The 24,354-nt window shown below is 36.9% G+C and carries 18 protein-coding genes; 6 read left to right on the top strand and 12 right to left on the bottom strand.

Annotated features, from left to right (window positions below; translation table 11 throughout):
* Nucleotides 1-5 precede the first annotated feature (5 nt).
* Together Q0947_RS04265 and Q0947_RS04260 are read left to right on the top strand one after the other, a co-directional pair.
* Complete coding sequence (locus Q0947_RS04265; protein WP_299391922.1) at nt 6-920, top strand: patatin-like phospholipase family protein; 915 nt, start codon at nt 6-8, stop codon at nt 918-920.
* Complete coding sequence (locus tag Q0947_RS04260; RefSeq protein WP_299391917.1) at nt 921-1,829, top strand: patatin-like phospholipase family protein; 909 nt, start codon at nt 921-923, stop codon at nt 1,827-1,829.
* 5 nt (nt 1,830-1,834) lie between these two features.
* Here Q0947_RS04260 and Q0947_RS04255 read toward each other — a convergent pair whose 3' ends face one another.
* Nucleotides 1,835-2,359 (bottom strand): hypothetical protein, encoded by a 525-nt coding sequence (locus tag Q0947_RS04255; RefSeq protein WP_299391913.1) that lies wholly within the window; start codon nt 2,357-2,359, stop codon nt 1,835-1,837.
* A 164-nt stretch (nt 2,360-2,523) separates the two neighbouring features.
* Between Q0947_RS04255 and Q0947_RS04250 the strand changes: the two genes are divergently transcribed.
* From Q0947_RS04250 to Q0947_RS04240, 3 genes are all read left to right on the top strand, one after another.
* Nucleotides 2,524-4,095 carry a hypothetical protein gene (locus Q0947_RS04250; protein ID WP_299391909.1) on the top strand — a complete coding sequence of 524 codons (1,572 nt, stop codon included), beginning with the start codon at nt 2,524-2,526 and terminating at the stop codon, nt 4,093-4,095.
* A gap of 301 nt (nt 4,096-4,396) precedes the next feature.
* A complete protein-coding gene (locus Q0947_RS04245; protein ID WP_299391904.1) occupies nt 4,397-6,712 on the top strand; it encodes an ATP-dependent helicase in 2,316 nt (771 codons plus the stop codon).
* 201 nt (nt 6,713-6,913) lie between these two features.
* Nucleotides 6,914-7,534 (top strand): L-threonylcarbamoyladenylate synthase, encoded by a 621-nt coding sequence (locus tag Q0947_RS04240; protein WP_299391899.1) that lies wholly within the window; start codon nt 6,914-6,916, stop codon nt 7,532-7,534.
* Between the two features lie 87 nt (nt 7,535-7,621).
* Here the strand turns inward: Q0947_RS04240 and Q0947_RS04235 are convergent, their stop codons facing one another.
* The 3 genes from Q0947_RS04235 to Q0947_RS04225 form a co-directional block, all read right to left on the bottom strand.
* Nucleotides 7,622-8,491 (bottom strand): flagellar motor protein MotB, encoded by an 870-nt coding sequence (locus Q0947_RS04235; RefSeq protein ID WP_299391894.1) that lies wholly within the window; start codon nt 8,489-8,491, stop codon nt 7,622-7,624.
* A 95-nt stretch (nt 8,492-8,586) separates the two neighbouring features.
* Nucleotides 8,587-9,600 carry a glycosyltransferase family 2 protein gene (locus Q0947_RS04230; RefSeq protein ID WP_299391890.1) on the bottom strand — a complete coding sequence of 338 codons (1,014 nt, stop codon included), beginning with the start codon at nt 9,598-9,600 and terminating at the stop codon, nt 8,587-8,589.
* Between the two features lie 45 nt (nt 9,601-9,645).
* Nucleotides 9,646-10,095 (bottom strand): type I restriction enzyme HsdR N-terminal domain-containing protein, encoded by a 450-nt coding sequence (locus Q0947_RS04225; protein WP_299391886.1) that lies wholly within the window; start codon nt 10,093-10,095, stop codon nt 9,646-9,648.
* Between the two features lie 107 nt (nt 10,096-10,202).
* On the opposite strand from Q0947_RS04225, the gene holA reads away from it, so the two are divergent.
* Nucleotides 10,203-11,207 carry a DNA polymerase III subunit delta gene (gene holA, locus Q0947_RS04220; RefSeq protein WP_299391881.1) on the top strand — a complete coding sequence of 335 codons (1,005 nt, stop codon included), beginning with the start codon at nt 10,203-10,205 and terminating at the stop codon, nt 11,205-11,207.
* A gap of 107 nt (nt 11,208-11,314) precedes the next feature.
* On the opposite strand, the gene Q0947_RS04215 is transcribed toward holA, so the two are convergent.
* The 8 genes from Q0947_RS04215 to Q0947_RS04180 all read right to left on the bottom strand — a co-directional run bounded on the left by Q0947_RS04215 (nt 11,315) and on the right by Q0947_RS04180 (nt 24,326).
* Nucleotides 11,315-11,791, bottom strand: coding sequence for a hypothetical protein (locus Q0947_RS04215; RefSeq protein ID WP_299391876.1), 477 nt, complete (start codon nt 11,789-11,791; stop codon nt 11,315-11,317).
* Nucleotides 11,792-11,797: 6 nt separating this feature from the next.
* The gene (locus tag Q0947_RS04210) at nt 11,798-12,178 is read right to left on the bottom strand and encodes a DoxX family protein (protein ID WP_299391871.1); all 381 of its coding nucleotides are present in this window, start codon (nt 12,176-12,178) and stop codon (nt 11,798-11,800) included.
* Nucleotides 12,179-12,250: 72 nt separating this feature from the next.
* A complete protein-coding gene (locus Q0947_RS04205) occupies nt 12,251-15,016 on the bottom strand; it encodes a T9SS type B sorting domain-containing protein (RefSeq protein WP_299391866.1) in 2,766 nt (921 codons plus the stop codon).
* A gap of 61 nt (nt 15,017-15,077) precedes the next feature.
* A complete protein-coding gene (locus tag Q0947_RS04200) occupies nt 15,078-17,489 on the bottom strand; it encodes a thiamine pyrophosphate-dependent enzyme (protein WP_299391862.1) in 2,412 nt (803 codons plus the stop codon).
* A gap of 152 nt (nt 17,490-17,641) precedes the next feature.
* On the bottom strand, nt 17,642-20,008 hold the full coding sequence (locus tag Q0947_RS04195) for a prolyl oligopeptidase family serine peptidase (protein ID WP_299391858.1): 2,367 nt from the start codon (nt 20,006-20,008) through the stop codon (nt 17,642-17,644).
* Nucleotides 20,009-20,140: 132 nt separating this feature from the next.
* A complete protein-coding gene (locus Q0947_RS04190; RefSeq protein ID WP_299391854.1) occupies nt 20,141-23,044 on the bottom strand; it encodes a metalloprotease in 2,904 nt (967 codons plus the stop codon).
* Nucleotides 23,045-23,208: 164 nt separating this feature from the next.
* Nucleotides 23,209-23,898 (bottom strand): TIGR00730 family Rossman fold protein, encoded by a 690-nt coding sequence (locus Q0947_RS04185; RefSeq protein ID WP_299391849.1) that lies wholly within the window; start codon nt 23,896-23,898, stop codon nt 23,209-23,211.
* Nucleotides 23,899-24,158: 260 nt separating this feature from the next.
* The gene (locus Q0947_RS04180; protein WP_299391845.1) at nt 24,159-24,326 is read right to left on the bottom strand and encodes a lmo0937 family membrane protein; all 168 of its coding nucleotides are present in this window, start codon (nt 24,324-24,326) and stop codon (nt 24,159-24,161) included.
* Between the last annotated feature and the right edge of the window lie 28 nt (nt 24,327-24,354).

Raw genomic sequence — 24,354 nt, 5'->3', positions numbered from 1 at the left:
ATTAGATGAGAGCATTGGTGATATCAGGAGGTGGGAGCAAGGGCGCATTTGCAGGGGGCGTAGCGCAATACCTCATTGAGCATAAAAAGTTGAATTACGATCTGTTTATCGGTACTTCTACCGGGAGTTTGTTGGTGTCTCATTTGGCTTTAAATAAAGTTAAGGAAATCAAGGAGATTTATACGAATGTTGATCAGCAGTCTATTTTTAATGTCTGTCCGTTCAATATCAAGCGAAAAAAGGGGATAGAAACCATTAGTATCAATCATTTTAATGTGTTACGAAACCTTTTTAATGGCAGTAAAACCTTCGGCGAAAGCCAAAATCTTAAAAAACTTATTCATTCGCATGTCACTGAGGAGGGTTTTAATGCCTTGAAAAAAATGAAGAAGGATGTTGTTGTAACGGTGTCCAATCTATCTCTAAATCAGGTTGAGTATAAGTCGATTAAAGATTTTGATTATGAAGATTTTATCGATTGGGTGTGGATTTCCTGTAACTTCACGCCGTTTATGTCTTTAGCTAAAAAGAATGGCTGTGAGTATGCTGACGGCGGATTAGGGTCGATGGTGCCAATAGAAGAGGCAATCAAAAGAGGTGCGACCGTTGTGGATGCTATTATTTTGCAGACCGAAGTGGCGCAACTAAATAGGATGCCGTCTTTAAACGCGTTCTCTTTGCTGACCAATATGTTTGCGTTTATGGTGGATAGAATAGAGTTTCAGAACATACGAATAGGAAAGTTTGTAGCAAAGAATCAGGACGCAATTATCAACTTTTACTATACGCCAACGGTCTTGACAACCAATTCTTTGGTATTTAATAAAGAGAAAATGACAGCATGGTGGCAAAGTGGATTTGATTTTGCCAAATACAAGGATGTAGAAACAAGTCCGTTAGAAACGGAGATAACCGAATAGATGAAGAAAGCGTTAGTGATTTCAGGTGGTGGAAGTAAAGGTGCTTTTGCAGGAGGTGTTGCCCAATATTTGATGGAGCATCAAAACAAAAGTTATGATATGTTTTTAGGGACCTCTACGGGCAGTTTACTGGTGCCGCATTTGGCTGTCAATGATATTGGAAAGTTGTATGATATTTTTACCAATGTAAGTCAGAAGGATATTTTTAGTATCAGTCCGTTTGTGCAGCATAAAAAAGATGGGCGCGAATTTGTTTCCATAAATTACTTCAACTCCATAATCCAGTTTATCAAGCGTAAGCGGACTTTTGGAGAGAGTGGTGCGTTGCGAAAGAATATTAAGCGCAATTTCACTCAGTATGAATTCCATAAGATAAAAAGCTCCGGAATTGATGTGGTGGTTACGGTTACCAATCTCACGAAAAGCGCTGTAGAATATAAATCGCTCAGGGATTTTACCTACGATGAATTTTGTGATTGGATTTGGATTTCCTGCAACTACATTCCCTTTATGTCTTTGGCGACTAAAAATGATTGTGAGTATGCTGATGGTGGATTCGGCTGTGTGGTTCCAATCAGGGAGGCTATTTTGCGCGGCGCTACTGAGATTGATGCCGTCATTCTGGAGTCTGAAAACATGGAGGGGCATAAGGTGCTCGGTAAGAACCCGTTCTCATTGATGATCAACTTGTTTTCCTATTTAATGGATCAGGTGGAGAAAAGCGATGTGACCATTGGGCAATTGGCGGCTCTTAATAAAGATGTGAAGCTAAATCTGTATTACACGCCCACATTGTTAACTGAAAATTCACTGATTTTTAGTAAAAAGTTGATGACAACGTGGTGGGAGCAAGGATTTGAATATGCCCGATCAAAGCATGAAGCTACGCAAATAGAAATGGCGCTTTGATGTAATTACCACATCTTGCTGACTTCTTGTTTTATGTAGGATAAAGCAGCGTCGCTTGGGGCGCGTTTGTCCATCATTTCATTTAAAACGACTTCTCTTAATTTGTCAGCAGTGTCGGTTTTTTCTGAAAGACTCGATTTTCTAATAAGTTGAATTGTTGCATTTTTTGCGGCGGTAATAATGCTCCAACACTCATCAGAAATATAGATTTGTTGTGATAAATTATGCTCAAATTCCTGTTCAATGTTTGCTATAAGTAAGCTTTCGTAATTATCTTTATTTGAAGATGTTGGTGAAACTCTAACGATTAGTTTTGAAGGTGTGATGCGTTCTAGAAAAATAGCCATTCGTTCGTAAGCTTGTAGGCGTAAAGGCATGGAATTGACCTGCATATCTTTTTGCAATAAAAAGCGTCTTCTGCCATCTTCATTCTTCGTGTGTTCCTTAAAAAAATAATAAGCAACAAGTCCGGTAATTACTGCAGGAATTGCATAAAGTAGAGCGTCAATTAGTTTTGTTTCTAAATCCATAAGGGCAATTAAGTTTCATCAAACATAAGATGTTTTTTTGAAAATTTCATCAAGAATTTTAAAAAACAGAAATCCTATAAGTAGCAGAATTAAGCCTTGGTGATAAGATTAACTTTTTTCTTACAACAGTTAAAAACATATTGCTAAAATCATATCTTTAACTCATGACTAAACCTTTAAAAATTACATTAATAGCATTGCTAAGCATTTTAGTGATTGGTATTGTGGGCTATTTTGTGGCTGATGCCATGATTTCTTCAAAGCTAGAAGCTTTTCTCGAAAAAGAACTTCCTGAGACCATTAGTGTAGATTACGAAGCGATAGATGTGAATATTTGGAGCGGTAGCGTCATTATGGTACGGCCTAAAATTGTAAGTAAAGGGAGTTATGGCTCAAAAAATGTTGCGAATTTAGAATTAGATACCCTTCTGGTGGATGGTTTTGCCACTTGGAACTATCTACTGAACGATAAAATTGATGTTGAAAGTGTACAGCTAAGGAGTCCGAAGCTGCTGTATAACCATAATAGTGCAACGCCTAAGGATGAATATAAATATTCCGCTTTAGAGCAATTGAAGCAAGAGGTTAAGATTGGTCGCTTCAATATTCAAAATGGCGAACTTAATATTAGGAATTACGAAACTGATTCCCTGTTGCTACATACCGAGAAATTTACCGCCAATGTGATGGGGATTCATGTCGACAGTAAAACTGTTAAAAGGCGTATTCCTTTTGATTATGGCGATTATAATCTGTCATTTAATGATCTGTTTTATGTTGTTGGGGAGTATGAGGATTTAAAAATGGCATCGGCACAGGTTACACAGGATAAAGCTGAGTTTAAGCAATTGCATTTATTTACAAAATATTCGAAATCTAAGCTGAATCAAATCATCACTGAGGAGCGTGACCATTTCGATGTTTCGATCCCATCGTTGGTTTTGGAAGGTCAAAAATTTGGTTACGAAAAGGATTCCATCTTCTATTTTAAAAGTCCAAAAGTAATGTTGGAAAGTCCTGAAATGTATCTGTATAGAAATAAATTGGTAGCGGATGATTTTACACGTAAAAACCTGTATAGTAAAACATTAAGAGAATTGACTTTCGATTTAACTTTAAGTGAAATCGAATTAAAAAATGCGACCATTGTTTACTCTGAAAAAGTAAATGCTAACATGGAAGCGGGTAAAATTTCATTCACAAAAATGAATGCTGACATTAAAAATGTGAGCAACACTTATGACCGTTCGGAAAAAACGAGTTTGGATATCGATGCTATTTTTATGGCAAAAACACCCATACATGTACTTTGGACTTTTGATGTCAATGATGTTAATGACGTGTTTGTTTTTAAAGTTGATATTGGCAAACTACCAGCAGCAGATTTAAATCCGTTCTCACAGCCAAATTTGAAGGTGCGCTTTGAAGGTGAACTTTCTAAAACCTATGCCACGATTTCCGGCGATGTCAATACTTCGAGAGTAGATATGAAGGTGAATTATGATGAGTTTAAGGTGAATGTCTTAGATAAAGAAGGAGCGCGTAAAAAGGAGGTGTTATCCGCCATTGCGAATCTTTTTATAAAGAAGGACAGTAAATCGGCATCCGATAATTTTAGAGAAGGTTCAAAAGAAGGTATCGCGAGAGATCACACAAAATCTGTATTTAATTTTCTTTGGTTAAGTGTCCGCTCAGGACTCATCAGCGTTCTGACCGGAGATGGAAAGAAAAAATGAGAGCATTCTGAGCTATCTAAGTTAGCAAACTCCATTTCTTAATTAAAAAGGCAATCGCTAACGGTGATGTTTTTTAACGCCTACTAAAACTCCGATTTCATCAATCGCAAAGACTATCGTATAATGTGGAAAGTCGAAGCTAGAATGTTTTTTGTAATAAAATAACTACGATTATCTTTTAAGTGATTTTCAATTTATTTTGAAGTGTTAAAACAATAGCAATTGTTTATAATTATTGATAAAAACGCTTACTCAAAACAGAAGCTTTGGTTAATTTCACACTCTTAAAAATGGAAGAGATTTGGAAAAGTATTTAAGTCAGTTAAATGAGGCACAACTAGCGCCAACCCTGCAAAAGGATGGTCCTATGATTGTGATTGCAGGCGCCGGTTCGGGCAAAACAAGAGTATTGACATTTAGAATTGCCTATTTAATGAGTCAAGGAGTTGACCCATTTAATATTTTATCATTAACGTTTACCAATAAGGCTGCTCGCGAAATGAAGGGCAGAATTGCTGAAATTGTAGGCGCTAGTGAAGCGAAAAATCTATGGATGGGAACCTTTCACTCCGTTTTCGCAAAAATATTGCGAATTGAAGCGGATAAGTTAGGCTATCCAAGCAATTTCACCATTTATGATTCTCAAGATTCGCAACGCTTGATTTCCGCTATTATTAAGGAAATGGGGCTTGATAAGGATATCTATAAAACCAAACAGATCAGTTCGCGGATTTCATCCTATAAAAACAGCTTGATTACGGTAAAAGCCTATTTTCAGAATGCTGATTTAATTGAGGCTGATACCATGGCCAAGCGCCCAAGAATGGGTGATATATACAAGAATTATGTGGAACGCTGTTTTAAGGCAGGTGCAATGGATTTTGATGATCTATTATTAAAAACCAATGAGTTACTGACGCGTTTCCCTGATGTGTTGGCTAAATATCAGAATCGTTTCCGTTATATCTTGGTGGATGAGTACCAGGATACCAACCATTCCCAGTACTTGATTGTTCGTGCATTATCTGATAAATTCCAAAATATTTGTGTGGTAGGTGATGATGCGCAAAGTATTTATGCCTTTAGGGGTGCCAACATCAACAATATTTTAAACTTCCAGAAGGATTATGATGACGTGAAACTGTTTCGATTAGAGCAGAATTACCGATCCACTAAAAACATTGTCAATGCGGCCAATTCTATAATCGATAAAAACCAGACCAAACTTGAAAAAGTGGTATGGACGGCTAATGACGATGGCCCAAAAATTAAGGTAAACAGACTGATGACGGATGGTGATGAAGGTCGTTATGTGGCGAGTTCCATCTTTGAGAATAAAATGGAACACCAGTTAAATAATAGCGATTTTGCCATTTTATACCGTACCAATGCACAATCTCGTGCCATGGAGGATGCGTTGCGAAAGCGTAATATTCCTTACCGAATTTACGGAGGATTGTCTTTTTACCAGCGTAAGGAGATTAAAGATGTCCTGTCTTATTTGCGATTGATCATCAATCCGGCAGATGAGGAAGCGCTAAAACGTGTCATTAACTTCCCTGGGCGTGGTATTGGTCAAACTACCATCGATCGGTTGGTAGTGGCTGCCAATGGCTATAAACGTTCCATTTTTGAGGTGATGAAACATATTGATAAAGTAGATATCAATATCAATTCAGGAACAAAAAATAAGCTTAAGAACTTTGTCACCATGATTGAAAGCTTTCAGGTGATGAGTCAAACCGCAAATGCCTTTGATTTGGCTGAACATGTTACAAAGGTTACAGGGCTAATCAAGGAATTTAAAAATGATGGCACACCAGAAGGGGTTGCCAAAATGGAGAATATTGAGGAATTGCTTAATGGTATCAAGGATTTCGTTGAAGGTCAGGAAGAATTGGCTGATGCCACAGGATCTTTACCAGAGTTTTTGGAGGACGTAGCATTGGCAACAGATTTGGATGCGAATAAAGGCGATGCAGACCATGTGGCGCTTATGACCATTCACTTGGCTAAAGGTTTGGAGTTCCCATATGTGTATATTGTGGGGATGGAAGAGGATCTTTTCCCAAGTGGGATGAGTATGAACACCCGAAGTGAATTGGAGGAGGAGCGACGCTTATTTTACGTGGCGTTGACAAGAGCAGAAAAGCAAGCCTATTTAACATACACCATGTCTCGTTACCGTTGGGGGAAATTGATTGATGCTGAACCGAGCCGATTTATTGAAGAAATTGACGAAAGCTTCTTGGAGATCTTAACACCAATCGATGAAAAACGTTTCAATCCGATGCTTTCTGCTGATATTTTTGGAGATGTAGAACCTAATAAAATCAGATTCAAAAAGCCTGTTAAGCGGAAATCTGAAGAAAAACCAGCGAAATTCATTCCGCCACCAAAGTTAAAACCTATCGGGAAATCTACAGGAAGTCCTGATGTTAACCTATTTGATGGTAAGCTGACTGTTGGAAATGTGGTAGAACACATGCGATTTGGTAAAGGTGAAGTTTTAAAAATTGAAGGTGTTGGTGCGGATACTAAAGCTGAAATCAATTTTGAACATGGCGGGGTCAAAAAATTATTGTTGCGTTTTGCGAAGTTGGATGTGCTAGGTTAGAAGTATTGAAATCAATATTTAGTATAACCAATTAGGATTTTATCGATTCTATACCTGCCTTTGTGGAGGTGATGCTCATCTGAGGTTATTTTTAATTGCTAAAATGCGTTGAAACAAGCCGTATGCATAGTAACTTTAGTTTTATTGCCCTCATAATAAAATATTTAATTACTTTGTAAGAGATAAAATAAGAGACATAGTATGGCTGAATTTATTAGAATTTACGAAGAGAATCCTAATGCCAAGGAAATAAAAAAGGTAATTAAGGTATTAAAGGCTGGCGGACTTATTATTTATCCGACGGATACGGTTTACGGTCTGGGCTGCGATATCAATAATATTAGGGCTTTGGAGCGGGTTGCACAAATAAAGGGCGTTAAGCTGGAAAAGTCGAACTTCTCATTTATTTGTAGTGATTTGAGTAACCTTAGTGATTATGTTAAGCAAATTGACTCCACAACATTCAAGATCTTAAAACGCGCTCTGCCGGGGCCATATACTTTTATTCTTCCCGGAGCGAAAACGCTACCACATCCTTTTAAAAAGAAAAAAACGGTGGGAATCAGGGTGCCGAATAATAATATTGCTTTAGAAATTGTAAGACAGTTAGGAAGGCCAATTATTTCAACTTCCATTAGAGATGAAGATGAGATTATTGAATACACCACAGATCCTGAATTGATTCTTGAAAAATGGGATGGCCTTGTAGATTTGGTAATTGATGGCGGGTATGGAGACAATCAAGCCTCTACGATTATAGATCTGTCAGAAGAGGAGCCTGTAATCGTTAGGGAAGGAAAAGGAAGTCTCGAAATCTTCTAAGTTAATTCTCGAAGAACACATTTGATTATATAGATATAAAAAAAGCTCAACTTAAGTTGAGCTTTTTAATTTTATAAAGTTTACTGCTTATTTTTTAGCGTCAGCAGCAATCATATTTTTCATTTCTTTTTCAACCATTTCGTAGAATTGGTCAATTTTAGGAAGTACTAAAATACGAGTACGTCTGTTTGTAGATCTGTTTTCTGCAGAATCATTAGGAACTAAAGGTACATATTCACTACGTCCAGCAGCAATAAGTTGTTTAGGGTTAACACCTAAATCTTCCAATACTCTAACAATAGAAGTTGCACGTTTAACACTTAAATCCCAGTTGTCTTCTAAGATACCGCCTTTTTTGTAAGGAACGCTATCAGTATGACCTTCAACCATACATTCGAAATCTGGTTTACCGTTAACAACAGTTGCAACTTTGCTTAAGATTTGCTTAGCTTTAGAAGTAACGTTGTAGCTTCCACTTTGGAATAATAACTTGTCAGCGATAGAGATGTAAACAACACCTTTTTCAACATTAATTTGAATATCTGGATCGTTTAGGCCAACATCTTTCTTTAAACTAGTAACGATTGCAAGGGTAACACTGTCTTTTCTAGTCAATGCATCTTGTAAACGTGTAATTTTAAGATCTTTTTCTTTAAGACTTTCTAGAGATTTCTCAAGGTTTTCAGCACCTTTTTGAGTTAAGGTAGTTAAGTTGCCTTTTGTATCAATTAAATCTTGATTGGTTTTACGCATGTCAGCTAATTGTTCCTGTAAGCCTTGTACACGTGCGTTTGCAGCAGCGTAATCAGACAAACAGCTGTTCAATTTAACAGTTGCAGTGTTTAATAAATCTTGTGTTTCTTTTTGCTTTGCTTGAAGTGCAGAGTATTCTTTTTTAGATACACATGAACTTAAAACTAACATTGAAAACACACTTAATAACATGATTTTTTTCATAATGGTAGCGATTAAAAATTAGAAATTTAACACATCAAAATTATATAAAAAACAGTAGTTACAAGAAGAATTAACAAAAAATTTAACAGATTTATTTAACTGTTAAATATCTTTTTATTTTTTATGAAATATAACCACACAATAGAGTGAATATTGTAATATTTTGAGCTGTTATAAGGGTTTAGATTTTGATTTAACAATTTGCGTTCTTTTAAAAGTTTCGGAAGACGGGCATAAAAACTGACATGGGCTTTAAGAATGGCTAAAATGTGTGAAAATTTAAATCCAAATAAGAATTTTAAACTCGCAAAACCGTCAAGGATGAGTCTAGTGAAAATTATACTAAACAGATTTTTAGGCGTGTTCTTGGTGATAGTGAATAAGCTGTTTCTGAAATTGAGATAGGTTTTTTTAGGATTGCTACTATCCAAAGTCGCTCCGCCAACATGAAAAACCGTAGAAGTACCAACATATTTAGTAACAAATCCCATATTGTGTGCACGCCAGCAGAGATCAATTTCTTCCATATGTGCAAAGAAGGACACGTCAAATCCGTTTAGGGTGTCAAAAACAGATTTTCGGATAAAAAAGCATGCTCCTGAAGCCCAAAAGATTGATGTGGTATCATTATACTGCCCATGATCTTTTTCTATGGTGTCGAAAATGCGTCCTCTGCAATAAGGATAGCCGTATTTATCGATGAATCCGCCACCAGCACCAGCATATTCAAAATGGTCTTTCTTTTTATAATCTAGAATTTTTGGTTGTATTATAGCAGTCTCGGACTGCGATTTAAAAGTATGAAGTATTGGTGTCAACCAACCTTCAGTGACTTCAATATCACTGTTTAAAAGACATAGAAGTTCTTCGTCAACATGTTTTAAAGCCTCATTATAGCCTTTGGCATAGCCGCCGTTTTCTTTATTTTGAATGATTTTTACCGTTGGGTAATGCGTTTCTACGAACTTTATGGAATCGTCCGTTGATGCATTATCTGCTACATAAATGGTGGCATCAGTAGAATGGGCGATTACCGAAGGAAGGAATTCTTCCAACAGCGCTTTACCATTCCAATTTAATATGACTATGGCGATGTCTTTTTTTATCACTAATCTTTAATTTTTATTTTCTGAATAATGTGCAATGAATTGTTTCTAACCTTGATGATATTCCGGAATGTCTTTTAAAAACACATAGGTTTCTGCCTCAAAATCCATTTGGCAGTAATAATGCTCCAAACCGTTGGTGACCATCAAATACGATGCTTTTAAGGTGAGATTATAGCGTGCAATTTGATCAAACGTACTTTGGTCAATCTTGATGCTTGGCGCTTTACATTCCACAATTAAATGGATATCACCCTGCGGATTAAACACTACAATATCGTATCGTTTTTTTAAATTGTTGACCGTCAATTCTTTTTCAACATTAATCAATGAATGCGGGTAATTTTTTGCGGTCATTAGGTAGTGGACGCAGTGTTGGCGCACCCATTCTTCTGGTTGTAGAACGATAAACTTTTTACGAACAGTGTCAAAAATAGATACTTTATTTTCGCTATTTTTGAATCGAAACGAAAACTTTGGAAAATTGAGTGGTTGCAAGGCTTCTTAATTAGACAAACCCAAAGTTAATCTTCAATAGCCAATTACCAAACTTCATAAGGAGAAATTGGAATTTGGCGTTTGAGAATTGGTAAATTTTACAAATTTTGGACGAAGTTAGACAGATAGCCACCGACATTAAGAACCGAAAATTAAAGCCCATTTATTTTTTAATGGGTGAGGAGTCTTATTATATAGATAAGATTTCAGATTTTATTGAAGATAATGTGCTGACGGAAGAAGAGCGCGGATTCAATCAGATGGTGCTTTATGGTCGTGATGTGACGGTTGAAGATATTGTGGGGAATGCAAAGCGTTTTCCGATGATGGCGGAATACCAAGTGATCATTGTAAAAGAAGCGCAGGATCTTTCCAGAAGCATCGAAAAGTTGGTGGATTATGCGAAAAATCCGCAGCCAACTACGATTCTTGTCATGAGCTATAAATACAAGACCATTGATAAACGTAAGTCATTATATAAAACCCTGAATAAAGTGGGTGTGGTTTACGAAAGCAAAAAGCTTTATGACAACCAAGTAGGCGATTGGATTAGAAAGGTGCTCGCTCCAAAAGATTTTACTATTGCGCCAAAAGCAGCGCAAATGCTGGTGGAGTTTTTAGGAACTGATTTGAGTAAGATTAATAACGAGTTGGAAAAACTGCAGATTATCTTACCAAAAGGCACTCAAATTTCGCCAGAACATATTGAAGAGAATATTGGAATTAGTAAAGACTTCAATAATTTCGAATTGCGCAAGGCTATTGGAGAAGGCGATTTTAAAAAGGCCCACCAAATTATAACTTATTTTGCTGAGAATCCGAAGGACAATCCAATGGTGATGACGGTTTCTTTGTTGTTTAATTTTTTCTCGCAGCTGCTCCATTTTCATGGTATGACTGATAAATCGCCCCGTAATGTGGCCGTTGCCTTAAAAATAAATCCCTATTTTGTCAACGAATATATTACTGCAGCGCGTAATTTTCCGATGAGAAAAGTGAGTAGCGTGGTGGCTACCCTGCGCGATTTTGACGTTAAAAGTAAAGGTGTTGGTGCCAATGCTGTATCTCAAGGCGATTTGCTAAAAGAACTCTTGGTGCGTATTATGATGTAGCTTTGAATGTAGATTCAATCGAAAATTCAACCAATAAAAAAAGCGTCATCCATTAATATGTGTGACGCTTTTTATTTAGGTTATAATTCTATTTTATGAAGATAACCTTATAGTTCCAATTCCTCCAATTTCATAGTATAATCATACTGCAAATCTTCATGCAGAGTACTGACTATTTTCTTAATTAGCGCAATTTGACGCTCGTAGATATTGGTCAGAGTGAGGTTATTTTTGATAGATGGCTTGAAATCTTTTAAGACAGCGCAAAAATGGAGTAACAATTCCACTTCAGTTTCTTTTTTTAGAGAATAGCGTGCGTATTTTTTAATGTTCCTTAAAATTTTCCGAACACTCTTTTTGATATAGAAATAACTATTGGTATTGATGGCTTCAAACTGCTCATCAATTTCCGCTTTTACAGTTTCAATATACCCAGTCTCATCGTGAGATTCGAATAATAAATAGGTAAGCAGTTCTTTGTTCTCTTTTTTAAATTTAGAAAGGCGCAAACACAGTTCCAGTAATTCTTCTGAAGACCTATGTTTTAATTCTTTCTTTATGGTAACAACAGAGACTGCTTTCATTAAATTTTATTTTCTACCGTCTACAGAATGTTTCCCAGCACCAACTAAGGCAATCACTATAAATCCGAATAGGTAAAGAAACGCCTTTTCTTTAGTGCCAAAATCGTCGTTAATGTGGATATAAAATCCAGCCACAGCCATTGTAATTATAACTGGAATTGCAGCAATTCTTGTTTTAAAACCGATCAGTACAAAAAATGGTGCTACAACTTCACCGATAACTGCCAATATTAATGATGGCGTACTTCCTATTCCAAAAGGGTCAGGGAATCCTGAAGAGCTCTCAAGAAGTCTGTTAAGTTTTGGAATGCCATGAGTAAGCATCATTGCTGAGAATGATACTCTTAATAATGCAAAAGCTAAATCGTTAAGGTTGTTGTTTTTCATAGGTGTTTGTTAAATTGTGAAGTGGCAAATATAATAAAATATGGAGTTGTCAATGTTTCTAATGTCAGACTTCTACAATTTTAAACTAAAATGGCCAGTGTAGATGTTATCTTCAGACAATTTGTAGGAATACCAATAATCGTCGGGCACCAACAATTGTCCGTTGTATTTGCCATCCCATCCCTTAGATTGTAACGGATTGAAAGTAAATATGAGTTTGCCGAACCTGTTATAAATGAAAATCTTATTATTGGAAGCCAAAGCGGGGTCTAAGCCTTTGATATTCCAATAATCGTGATTCTGATCGTTATTAGGGGTCAAAAACTTAGGAAATCCTATCACATAAATCTCCTTCGATATGGTATTACACTGATTGTTATCTCGGACGTAAACCGTGTGGGTGCCGGGAGGATTATTCAAAAACACATTACTGGTTTGATAGGTTCCAAATTCATCGTCCATTGAAAATTCAAATCCGTCAATCGGTTGATTTAGGTTTATCGTCACATCGTAGTCATTAACAGTAACGTTTTTAATTGAGGCGATTTCATTTTGAACCACAGTTATGGATATGGTGTCTTCACAATAAAGCACCGGATCCTTAACGTTAAGCTGATAGGTGCCAGGTTTATCGACCAAAATACTATTGGTAGCATCACCTGTGCTCCATAAATAAGCATAATGTACGGCTTGTGTTGCGATCAATCCAGAATCAATACGAATTGGAAAATCTGACTGACAAACTAAAATGGTTTGATCTTGAAGTGTTGGAAATGCTTGAACAGAAAGTTCCAATAGTCCATTGCCATAACACACATAATTGCTTTCGGCTCTTATAAATAAGGTGGTGTCTGCAGACATGAAATAATCAGAAACAGGATTCACCCCTATAGCAGCATCCGCTTCGTTTTCGTAAAAATTTACAGTAACATGAGTTGGTAAGTTGAGAGTGTTTATAATATCGGTTCTTGCACTATTCAAATCGAAAGTACCTTTTCCTGTATTGTTAGGATCACAGCCTTCCAATTGAAACACTTTAAAATCAATCGCCCGGGTCGTTTTTAATTTAATTGTCGCCATGCTATAGCAGTCCGTATGCGCCTTAAAAACTTTGGCATGTAGTATCTCGTCTTGCTTAGTATTGGTGTAAATAGGATTTAAGGCTTTGGAATTGATAGTGTCGTCTAGAGCCTCAGTTAAGCTGTGGTAGTAATACACCTTTATTTTATCAGGCGTATTAAAGGTTAGCGGACTATTGGCAAGATCTAAATTAAATGTTGTTTTCCCATCGGTAGAATCAGTATCAAAAGAATCACATTGCGTTAATTCATAAGGCGTTGTCATCACCTTAGGCGCATCAGAAATAGTAATTTGCTTAATTAAAGGATCATTAGTTATTCCGTTAAGCGTCAACGATAAACGGACAGTGTAAGTGCCAGGGTTGGCATATGTATGCAATGGTGCTTCTGAAGTTGATGTTTTTCCATCACCAAAATCCCAAACAACAGTATCATACGGGTCTTCAGACGTGATCATAAAATGAGTTTCATCGCCCAAACAGGTAAATTTATAATCAAACGTATATTTGAAAATGGATTGTACAAAAGGTGGCAACCCAAGTTCAGCAGTACGATAGTTGCCCAGATTTACAGTATTATGAGAATAATTTGATCCTGCCCCAATGACGTTCGGTTTATTGATAACAGACAGTTTTTTCCCGCCCTTTTGAAAAACTTCGTAACCTGCTCTGTATATTTTTCCATCGATTGCCAGTTGCAAAGCACCGGCAACATTTAATGAGGTTTTGACGTCGTATTTTGAACCTGTAATGTTAGAGCTCTCTAAATTGTATTGATACAAATTACTATCAATAAAAATATCCGTCTCTGTGAAATTACTAATTGTTGCATATAACAATTTTGAATTTGGTGAAAACTCAAGGCCATAGGGATACGTGTCCGAGATAAGGGTTTGCTGATTGGAAACTTTGCCTGTACTATTGTTGAAATCATAAAGTAAAACCGTACCAGAGCGTTTGGTGCCAGATTTTGGACTTCCTAAAGATGTTGAGCTATGTGCTATAGCTAATTTTTTTCCGTCGGGGGATAGTTTCATATAGCCAATAGCTGAGATATTCACTCCCAAATTATCAATTCGTGGAAATACACTTTGTGGCACAGTAGAAATTACTGGGGTTTTATTGACGCCATTAGCATCTACCCTAAAGGCATAAAACTTATTGATAAACTGAGTCAATACCCAAATAGTGCTACCGTCACTATGGGTAACCGCTGTGATTTTTTCCGAAGATTTGTATTCGTTCTCAACCGAGTCATTTTGGTTGTAAGTAACTAAGTGGACATTTTTATTAGAGGCGACAATACCACCAAGACCATTGTTTAACGTCATGTCAACCTCTGAATAGTTAACGCCATCAATAGGTTCTCCTGCGGTGAGATAATAACTAGGTTTATCTATCGTGAATATATAATAGGAATCTCGATTTCCAGGTTTTGGAATAATTAAAGCGGACATCGTACTGGAACTATGACCCAAAAGTCCCGTCCCGTTTTGCATGATTTGATGCGTTCTGTCCCAAACGATACTTCCGTCCGTATAGAACAATAAATTTCCTTGAGGATCTGAAATCGTGGCACAGCCTTCACGTGTCACTAATTGCCCATCCATTAACGGAACAGGGCTACCGCTATTAAAATCTAATCCTGCTAAATCTCCAAAATACCAATTTGCCGATTCTTTTTGCGAAAACGCACTGATTTGAAAGAAGAGTGCGACTATGACGCATGCAGTGACGTATCTATAAGAAGGAAATTTCAAGAGGGATATTTTATTATAAAGATACTTTTTTTTTAATAAAAACCCTCTTGATTTCAATGGTTTATCTCAATTTTGGATAATTGCTAGGGCTAGCCTCATGCATCATTGCATACACGCTTTCAAAGATATCCTCTAACGATGGTTTTGAAAAATAATCGCCATCAGTTCCATAAGCAGGTCTATGCGCTCGAGCAGTTAATGTTTGTGGTTGGCTATCTAAAAATTGATAAGCATTTTGTGTGTTTAAAATAGCATTGAGTAAATACGCAGAAGCACCTCCAGGGACATCTTCATCGATGACCATCAAGCGGTTGGTTTTCTCAACACTCTTTGCAATGTCATGGTTGATGTCCAATGGCAATAAAGACTGCACATCAATGACTTCTGCATCTATGCCAACTTCCAATAATTCTTTGGCGGCCTGTTCAACCAAACGCAAGGTAGAACCATAAGAAACAAGGGTAATGTCTTTTCCTTCTTTCATAGTTTCTACAACACCCACTGGCGTTTTGAAATCACCTAAATTGGTTGGTAGTTTTTCTTTTAATCGGTAGCCATTAAGACATTCAATAACAAGCGCTGGTTCATCACTTTCTAAAAGTGTGTTATAGAAACCTGCTGCTTTGGTCATATTTCTTGGCACCAATACATGGATGCCTCTAACTAAGTTTAAAATACCACCTAACTGCGATCCTGAATGCCAAATACCTTCCAATCTGTGACCTCTTGTACGCACAATAACTGGTGCTTTTTGTCGGCCATGGGTTCTGTAATGCAAGGTTGCCAAATCATCACTCATGATTTGTAGCGCATAAAGAATGTAATCTAAGTATTGAATTTCCGCAATAGGGCGTAAGCCACGCATTGCCATTCCTATACCTTGACCCATAATAGTTGCCTCACGGATACCTGCATCGGCTACTCGTAATTCGCCATATTTGTCTTGAAGACCTTCCAAACCTTGATTAACATCACCAATGGTTCCGGCATCTTCACCAAAAATTAAGGATTGTGGATACTTTTTGAAAATAGCATCAAAGTTGTCACGGAGTACCAATCGGCCGTCTACATCATCTGCGGAAGCGTCATAAGTAGGCTTTATCTCCTTAATGTGTAACGCTGATTTTTTAGATTGGCTATATAAATGTGAACTGTATTTAGGTTGAATGCGCTCTAAATACGCATCAATCCATTCGTTAACTGCGTCTTTCTCAACAGAGTCTTCAGTAATAACGTAACGTAAGGATTTTCTAACGGCTGAAGCGATATCTTTTCTAATCGGCTCAGCAACATTTGATAATTCCGTCACAACACGTTCAATAAAAACCTTATTGGCACTAGAATTAGCCAAATTAGTAAGCAATTGTAGGGCTTGTTGTTGCTCTTCCTTAATAGGTGTTTGATAAGCTTCCCAAGCGGCTTTTTTGCCTTCTCTTACTTGTTTTTTGATATTTTTATCGATGGCATCCAATTCAACTTCTGTTGAAATACCATGCGTAATTATCCATTCGCGCATCTTGCGAATACAATCATGTTCTAATTCCCAATCCAAACGCTCCTTATTTTTGTAGCGTTCATGAGAGCCAGACGTAGAATGTCCTTGTGGCTGCGTCAATTCAGTAACATGGATCAATACCGGCACATGTTCTTCTCTTGCAATTTTTGAAGCACGTTGATAGGTTTCTACCAATTCTACATAATCCCAACCTTTAACTCTTAGAATCTCGTAGCCTTTGTTGTTTTTATCTCTTTGGAAACCTTTTAAAATTTCGGAAATGTTCTCTTTTGTAGTTTGATGTTTAGCGTGAACAGAAATGCCGTATTCATCATCCCAAACGCTAATCACCATTGGCACTTGTAAAACACCGGCTGCATTTATGGTTTCAAAAAATAAGCCTTCACTCGTACTTGCATTTCCAATGGTTCCCCAAGCTACTTCATTTCCTTTATCGGAAAACTTCGGACTGTGGATACCGTTTACGTTTCTATAAATTTTTGATGCTTGTGCCAATCCTAAAAGTCGTGGCATTTGGCCCGCAGTAGGAGAGATATCAGCACTTGAGTTTTTTTGTTCTAATAAGTTTTTCCAATCGCCTTTTTCATCCAAACTATGCGTGCCAAAATGACCTCCCATTTGACGGCCTCCTGACATCGGATCGTTGTCAATATTAGCATCGCCATAAAGACCAGCAAAGAACTGTTGTATGCTTAACTCTCCAATAGCCATCATAAAGGTTTGGTCTCTGTAGTATCCTGAACGGAAATCGCCATTCTGAAAAACTTTGGCCCAAGCCAATTGCGGTATTTCTTTACCATCTCCAAAAATTCCAAATTTTGCCTTTCCGGTTAAAACTTCCCTTCTTCCTAGTAGACTACATTCTCTACTGGTCATGGCTATTTTATAATCACTAAGGATTTCTGATTGGAATTCTTCAAAAGATATATCGTTGATTGTTTTTGGACTTGTCTGCATTAATGTACTTTTTAGATATTGCAAAAGTAGTCAAATCAGACAAGTATTGCAATTGATTAACGTGATGATGGGAGGATTTAACGATTAATTATCAGCACTTCACAGGCTATAAGTCTGTGTGTCAAGTGCTGATAATTAAGTTGTTAATGTTTTTAATTGTCTAAAAGTGTGGAATTGAACAGCTTTAAGATGCGTTTGTATTCATCTGTCCAGCTACTTGGTTCCACAAAGCCATGGTCTTCAGCAGGATAAATAGCCATTTCCCAATTGTCTTTACCGAGTTCAATAAGACGTTGTGATAAGCGCACCACATCCTGAAAATGCACATTCACATCTACCACACCGTGGGCGATTAGTAAATTACCTTTTAAGCCTTCCGCAAAATAAATAGGCGAGGAGCGCTCATAGGCAATTGGGTCGTTAAATGGTTCATTCAAAATATTGGAAGTGTAGCCATGATTGTAGTGTGCCCAATCCGTTACCGATCTTAAGGCAGCACCCGATTTAAAGGTTTCAGCTTCTGTAAATAGCGCCATTAACGTGATGAATCCGCCGTAGCTACCACCGTAAATACCGATTTTCTCTTTGTCAATGCCATGGTTTTCTACTAAATATGTAGCACCATCTACATGGTCAGAAAGGTCTTTTCCGCCCATATGTCTGTAAATTCCGGTACGCCAATCTCTACCGTAACCCGCACTTCCTCTATAATCAATATCGATAACGGTGTATCCTAAATCGGTCAATAAATTATGGAACATGTATTCTCTAAAATAAGAAGACCACCATTTATGGACATTTTGTAAATATCCTGCACCATGCACAAAAATTACCGCAGCATTATTTTTAACCGATGCCTCAGGTAAATAAAGTCTAGCCGGAACATTGGCACCATCTTGAGCCTTAAACGTAACGAGTTGTGGATCTCTCCAGGTATACGATTTAAAAGCTTCAGATTGCCCTGAAGTTAATTGTATAGCCTCTGCTTTTGATGAGTTCTTTTTGTAATAAAGCTCCCATGGCTGATTGCTGTACGAATGTAAAATGGCCAAATATTTTTCATCAGGAGAAAGACTGACGTCATTATTACCGGTCATGGATGTCAATTTTTCCATTTTTCCGCCCATCAACGGCATTTTATAGAAGTGTCTTTCGCCAGGCCCAACTTCAGAAGTCGTTAAATACCAACTCTTTTTGTCATTGGACATGAAGGGATCAAAAACTTCATAATTCCCAGATGTCAAGGCTTTTTTATTACCATTTGTAACATTTAAAAGGTATAAATGAGAATACCCTGTGGCTTCCGATTGGAAATAAATGTGTTTATTATCAGGCAACCATCCCATAGTGCCGCCGCTCATGGTCCAACCAATTCCAGGGCCAGCAATCCAAGCTTCATCATGCTGTCTGTCTAAAGTGGTCAATTCGCCAGAGGTTAAATCTATTTTAGCAATCCAACGGTCTTTGTTATCCTTAGAGCGCACATTTACAATAGCGTGCTGCCCATTATCAGAAAAATAAGCCTGCGAACAAATGACCTCACGTTCTTTTTCTTCCCATTCTTTATCTGGATAGTCTTTAACATAATCCGGTAAATCCTTAATACCAGGTAATGTGCTCGTATTAACTGTATAAACGGTGTCTTTTTCAATATTATAAATGGCCAATTCCACCTTAGTTTTATCATCACCCACTTTAGAACGGGTGTTCAAATCTTTAGTATAGCTGGAAGCGTCAATATAATTTGGAACGATGGTGTTCTCGCTTTTACCACGCTCATATAGTGTAAAGGTGACATATTTAACGTCAGGAGAGACTTGCAGATTGAAAAGTTGTCGGTCTCCAGTATAATAGGTGTAGGCGTCTTTTTCTTTACGATTTTCCCTAACTTTTTTTGAAGTTTTACTTTGTTCTTCTCGCTCCTTAACAACCGTCAATAATTTGAGGTTTTCTGCTTCAAGATAGGAGGCTTTTTCTGAAGATTTCGCATCTTTCTTTTTTGGTTCGTCGCCAGATTGTATTTGGGTCAATCTTTTTATGGTACCCGATTTCTGCGAATACAGATAGGCATTGTTGTCCATATTAAAAGCAATCACATCTTCCTCAGCCAAAAATGTCGGATTGCTTATGCTTTCTGATAATTGAAGCAATTCGGTTTCCTTTCCAGATTTGATGTCATAAATGATTAAGGTATTGCCTTTGGTGGATATTTTTTTTGTTTTCGATTTATTGTAAGTGCCTCTTGCAAAATCGGTGTCTTTTTCTTGCGTCCAACTTACCTTTTCGATGGATTTGGTGTTTTTCAAATTGATGCGGTACAGGGAATCTGCAGGATCAGCATCTTTGTTGTAATTGAAGTAAATGGCGCTGCTACTTTGATCCCATTTAACATTGGAAGGGAAGGTGCCCATCCATTTAGGATCTTGCATTATTTTTTCTACGGTAAGATCACTTTGTTGCGCGTAGAGGTTGATAAATAGTACTGAAAACAGAATACTGAAGAAATAGGACTTTGTCATTATTTATAGTTTAAAACACAAAGGGACTAAACTACATAATTTTGAAAATATAAACCCAATGAAATCCTATTAATTAAAATTGGAAATGTGCTGCAGCAGCCGATAAATAAGCTAAAAGGTTAGATTTGGGAATTAATACCATTTACGTCTAAAAAGACCTAAAAGCACTTCCGGGTCTAAAGTGAATTTAATCCGGATACGTTGGCTGTAATTTGGTTCAGCAATTTCCCAGCCTAAGTTGGAATAGATAGGAAAGTAAAGTTCAAAGTAATCTGTTACTAAATTCAGCCGGATTCCCGAATCATACATAAACTGAGGATTGACGGACTTGTTTTTGACCAATCCTATATCACCATAAGCTTCAATATAGCGCCATAAGGTTGTGCTTACGTTAGCTGTGGTCATCCATTGGTTTGCAAAAGGGGTATCTAATTTAGATTTAAATCCACCTTCTGCAATGATAATCTGCTGACTAAATATACCTGAAGCTTCAGAGCGGCCTAAATAGTTGTAATCAAACATATAATCGGTTGGGCGGTCCAACGCAAAACTGAAATAATCTGAATTTTTATCGGTTTTATTATAGAGAAATGTTCCGGCAAAGAAGCGGAAATTAAACTGCCTGTTGTTTTCTGTAAGTTTTCGCCATTCATAATTCACGGAGACTTTCCCAAATTGTTTCGCTGCTTGAAGATCATAATGAAACCTTGAAAAATCAATCAAATCCGTATGTGCATTTACATATCGCACATTAAAAACACTATAATCCGGATTTGTAACGGTTAGCAACGGATTCTTGTTGCTCCTGGAAATGTCCAAGTATCTAAAATTTAAATAACTGGATTTATTGGATCTGAAATGCTCATTATCCCTAAAATAGAAGGAAACACTAGGTCTGATGACCGTTACAAAGGCATTTTCAGCAAAAGAGGAATACCCGGCACTGATGCCATAATTGATCCTAAATAAATTTTTATCTTCAATATGTTGCGTATAAACGGTTTGGATACTTCCTGTTATAGTATTTGAATTGAAGGCATATTTTGGGGATACTTGATAACTCAAATTCTTCATAAGAAGCGTCTTGTTATACATTTTTGCGCCTAGGGTAAATCCGTCGTAAATATTGTTAAACTCTACCAAAGGCATAAAAAACACCTGATTGTAATTTGGGTCTTCAATGTCTTTAAATAATCTAAACTGTAAAGGTTTGTTGTTGAAAAACCAACCTTGTAAAGATTTCCAATTGTCTCTAAGATTGTATTCAGGGATGGTGTTGTCGTAATTCAAGACCAGTTTTGTGGCGTTGTTATGCGGAATTGTCAAAGTTTTAGACCCTCTAACGTTCTCAATCCACTGCTTTGAAAGAATCGAATCATTTTTTAAACTGAAGATGGATACAGGGACATCAGTGTTTCTTTTGTTCTTAATGGTGAAGGTGACGGAGTCCTTCGTTTTGACAACATCCTTGATTCTGAAATCTATTTTTTTTGTGGTATTGATATAGTCCGTAAAAAACCAATCGACATCCTTATCAGTGTTTTGCTTCAGTAAGTTTTCAAAATCTGAAATGGTTGTTGTCTCAGATTTTGACTGTTCAATATACTGATGAATGGTTCTTTCAATCACATCAGCATTTACAAAATCATCTAAATATTTTAGTCCGATACCAGCTTTGTATTTTCCAGCAATATTCGCGTTAAATTTTAATAAACGATCTTTTGGCGTCGTTAATGCTTGATCTCTATTGGTACGCACCATCTGCATGTAATAGAGATTATACTGCTCGTTAAAATTGACATCTGCCGCGTGAAAAGAACGGATGCCCCAAATATTAGATAAGGTGCCCAGCAATTTTAGGTCAGGATATTGTTCTTCCACATATTTCATCAAATAATAAATTTGAATGCCGTCTTTAAGCCAATAGTCTTTTCTCGGATTTAGGCTGAGCGTGTTATCCAAATAATTCTTTAACGCCGTTTTTAAAAGCTTTAATTCATATTGTAGATTCCCTGGAAACGGATTGATGAATTTTGGCAGTTGATTGATGCCGTAAAGAGGGTCTTTTCGATATTCAATATCTGTAACCAATAAGTAATTGTGCGGATACGAGCCTAAGTTGTTAGAAATGAATTGGGTGATTTTATCCGTGATGATCGCACGATCCGTCGGGGCGATACCTTCATTTTCGATATTGGTGATTACGGTGAAATTGTCAGTTTGTACAAAATTGAATTTCGGAAATTTATTGAGATACAGTTTGCTGTCCACGCGGTCTTTTCCATAGAGATGAAAGGTTTGGGTGCTGTCATTCTGTGTAACGTCTACAACATCCAACTCAGAAAACAGACCATAATTCTTCGGAAATTCCAATTTCAAATCAATAGTCGCTTTTGGAACATAGAGATCGTCGAGATTTTTATTGCTGTAGTAATGCCAAGTCCCATCATAAACGGCAGGCGTGATATACCAATATTTTAAATTGAATTCGTTGTTTTCAGTCACGCCATACTCTGTAAACGTATGATCAGGAAACTGTAAATTATAAAACAACTGAATTTGGTAGGACTGGTTTGGAAGTAACGGTTCAGCGAGTTGTACTTCAACAACATCGGGATGCGGTTTTAATCTTGTAAATTCCAGCTCCTCACCATTAGACGATTTAATAGAGGTAATGCTTGTAAAACCACGCATATGACTCTTGGCAAAATGGAATTTGGTGCTGTATTCTTCTGTAAACCGATCAGCTAAAGGGGTGCGCTTTGTAGAGAAACTATTGTTCCAATCGTTGAGATATATGGTTTTTAAAGTATCGTTTGATGTGTTTTGATAACGTATAATTTGGGAAACTTGCGCGCTTCTTTTAGGCATGTTGAATTGGGCATTGATGTTGATCTCATTCTGACCAAACATTAAAGCCGAATACAAAACGATTAAACTAAAAAGAAGGTGCCTTTGCAATATGTTATGACGATTTGAGTGTTTAAAATACCATTTTGGAGCTTCATTCATGCTGTGTTCAACAAAGAATTGCATGCGCTCAACTATATAACGTATGAATTATAGTTACGGTTTTTAAATGTAGTAATTTGTGATAAATTTCAGAAAGTTCCCACTATTATATGAAAAACTTTAGAGCGCATTCAACAGAATTAAAATGCGCTCTAAGTTTTACGTGTGAATTATGTTCTAAAAAGCGATTAGAAATTTGGACTCAATTCGAATTCCTTATAGAAACTGTCAAGGATATCTAAGACTTCATCTGGTGTATCCACCAAATGTACAAGGTCTAAATCCTTAGGGCTAATATTTTCAAAAGAATCCAATAACGTTGATTTAATCCAATCCAACAGGCCAGACCAGAATTCTTTTCCCACAAGAATGATTGGGAATTTTTCTATTTTATTGGTCTGAATCAATGTAATCGCTTCAAATAACTCATCTAAAGTTCCGAAACCACCAGGCATTACAACAAAGCCTTGAGAATATTTAACAAACATCACTTTTCTTACAAAGAAGTAATCGAAATCTAAACTTTTATCGGAATCAATATAAGGATTGTCATGTTGTTCAAAAGGAAGATCGATATTTAATCCTACAGAAGTACCACCCGCTATATGAGCGCCTTTATTTCCAGCTTCCATAATCCCAGGACCACCGCCAGTGATGACACCGTAGCCGTGTTCTACAATCTTCTTGGCAACTTCTTCCGCTAATTTGTAATATTTATGATCTGGCTTGGTACGTGCTGAGCCGAAAATGGAAACACAAGGTCCAATTTTGCTCAATTTCTCATATCCATTAACAAACTCGCCCATTATTTTAAAAATGGCCCACGAATCGTTTGTTTTTATTTCATTCCAAGCTTTACTGTGTTTTTCTAATCTCATGTTTTGTATTATAAGGTTTTTAATTTTTGATTTGTAGAAATGGCTTTTGTCAATCAGAGTGCCTGCCCTGAGATATGCCAAAACACACAAATTTAATAGAAAATACTATAAAAAGACGTATTCGGTTGATTTTTAAAAAGGTTTCGAGGAAAATTGGAAAGCCAGGGGTAGAAGGATTTAGAAGTTGCCACTATATAAAATACAAAAAGGCAAATCTTTCAATTTGCCTTTTTAACAAGTTCTTTTGTGTGTAACACTATTTAAAGTGGTTTACGACCTGATATGATGTTGTACAAAATTACAATAACTGCAATGACTAAAAGAACGTGGATAAGACCACCTGTTCCAATGCCTGGCACAACTCCTAAAAAGCCCAAAAGCCACACTACGATTAAAATTACGGCTACAAGCCAAAGAATACCTCTCATAATTGATTGTTTTTAAGTTATGATACTA

Source organism: uncultured Gelidibacter sp., from assembly GCF_947500795.1.
Lineage (GTDB): Bacteria > Bacteroidota > Bacteroidia > Flavobacteriales > Flavobacteriaceae > Gelidibacter.
This window is presented reverse-complemented; position numbering and strand designations above follow the sequence as displayed.

Bases quoted from the DNA above. Each gene is read 5' to 3' on its own strand.
- Q0947_RS04265 (WP_299391922.1), top strand. From the start codon at position 6: ATGAGAGCATTGGTGATATCAGGAGGTGGGAGCAAGGGCGCATTTGCA.
- Q0947_RS04260 (WP_299391917.1), top strand. From the start codon at position 921: ATGAAGAAAGCGTTAGTGATTTCAGGTGGTGGAAGTAAAGGTGCTTTT.
- Q0947_RS04255 (WP_299391913.1), bottom strand. From the start codon at position 2,359: ATGGATTTAGAAACAAAACTAATTGACGCTCTACTTTATGCAATTCCT.
- Q0947_RS04250 (WP_299391909.1), top strand. From the start codon at position 2,524: ATGACTAAACCTTTAAAAATTACATTAATAGCATTGCTAAGCATTTTA.
- Q0947_RS04240 (WP_299391899.1), top strand. From the start codon at position 6,914: ATGGCTGAATTTATTAGAATTTACGAAGAGAATCCTAATGCCAAGGAA.
- Q0947_RS04235 (WP_299391894.1), bottom strand. From the start codon at position 8,491: ATGAAAAAAATCATGTTATTAAGTGTGTTTTCAATGTTAGTTTTAAGT.
- Q0947_RS04215 (WP_299391876.1), bottom strand. From the start codon at position 11,791: ATGAAAGCAGTCTCTGTTGTTACCATAAAGAAAGAATTAAAACATAGG.
- Q0947_RS04210 (WP_299391871.1), bottom strand. From the start codon at position 12,178: ATGAAAAACAACAACCTTAACGATTTAGCTTTTGCATTATTAAGAGTA.
- Q0947_RS04200 (WP_299391862.1), bottom strand. From the start codon at position 17,489: ATGCAGACAAGTCCAAAAACAATCAACGATATATCTTTTGAAGAATTC.
- Q0947_RS04195 (WP_299391858.1), bottom strand. From the start codon at position 20,008: ATGACAAAGTCCTATTTCTTCAGTATTCTGTTTTCAGTACTATTTATC.
- Q0947_RS04190 (WP_299391854.1), bottom strand. From the start codon at position 23,044: ATGCAATTCTTTGTTGAACACAGCATGAATGAAGCTCCAAAATGGTAT.
- Q0947_RS04185 (WP_299391849.1), bottom strand. From the start codon at position 23,898: ATGAGATTAGAAAAACACAGTAAAGCTTGGAATGAAATAAAAACAAAC.
- Q0947_RS04180 (WP_299391845.1), bottom strand. From the start codon at position 24,326: ATGAGAGGTATTCTTTGGCTTGTAGCCGTAATTTTAATCGTAGTGTGG.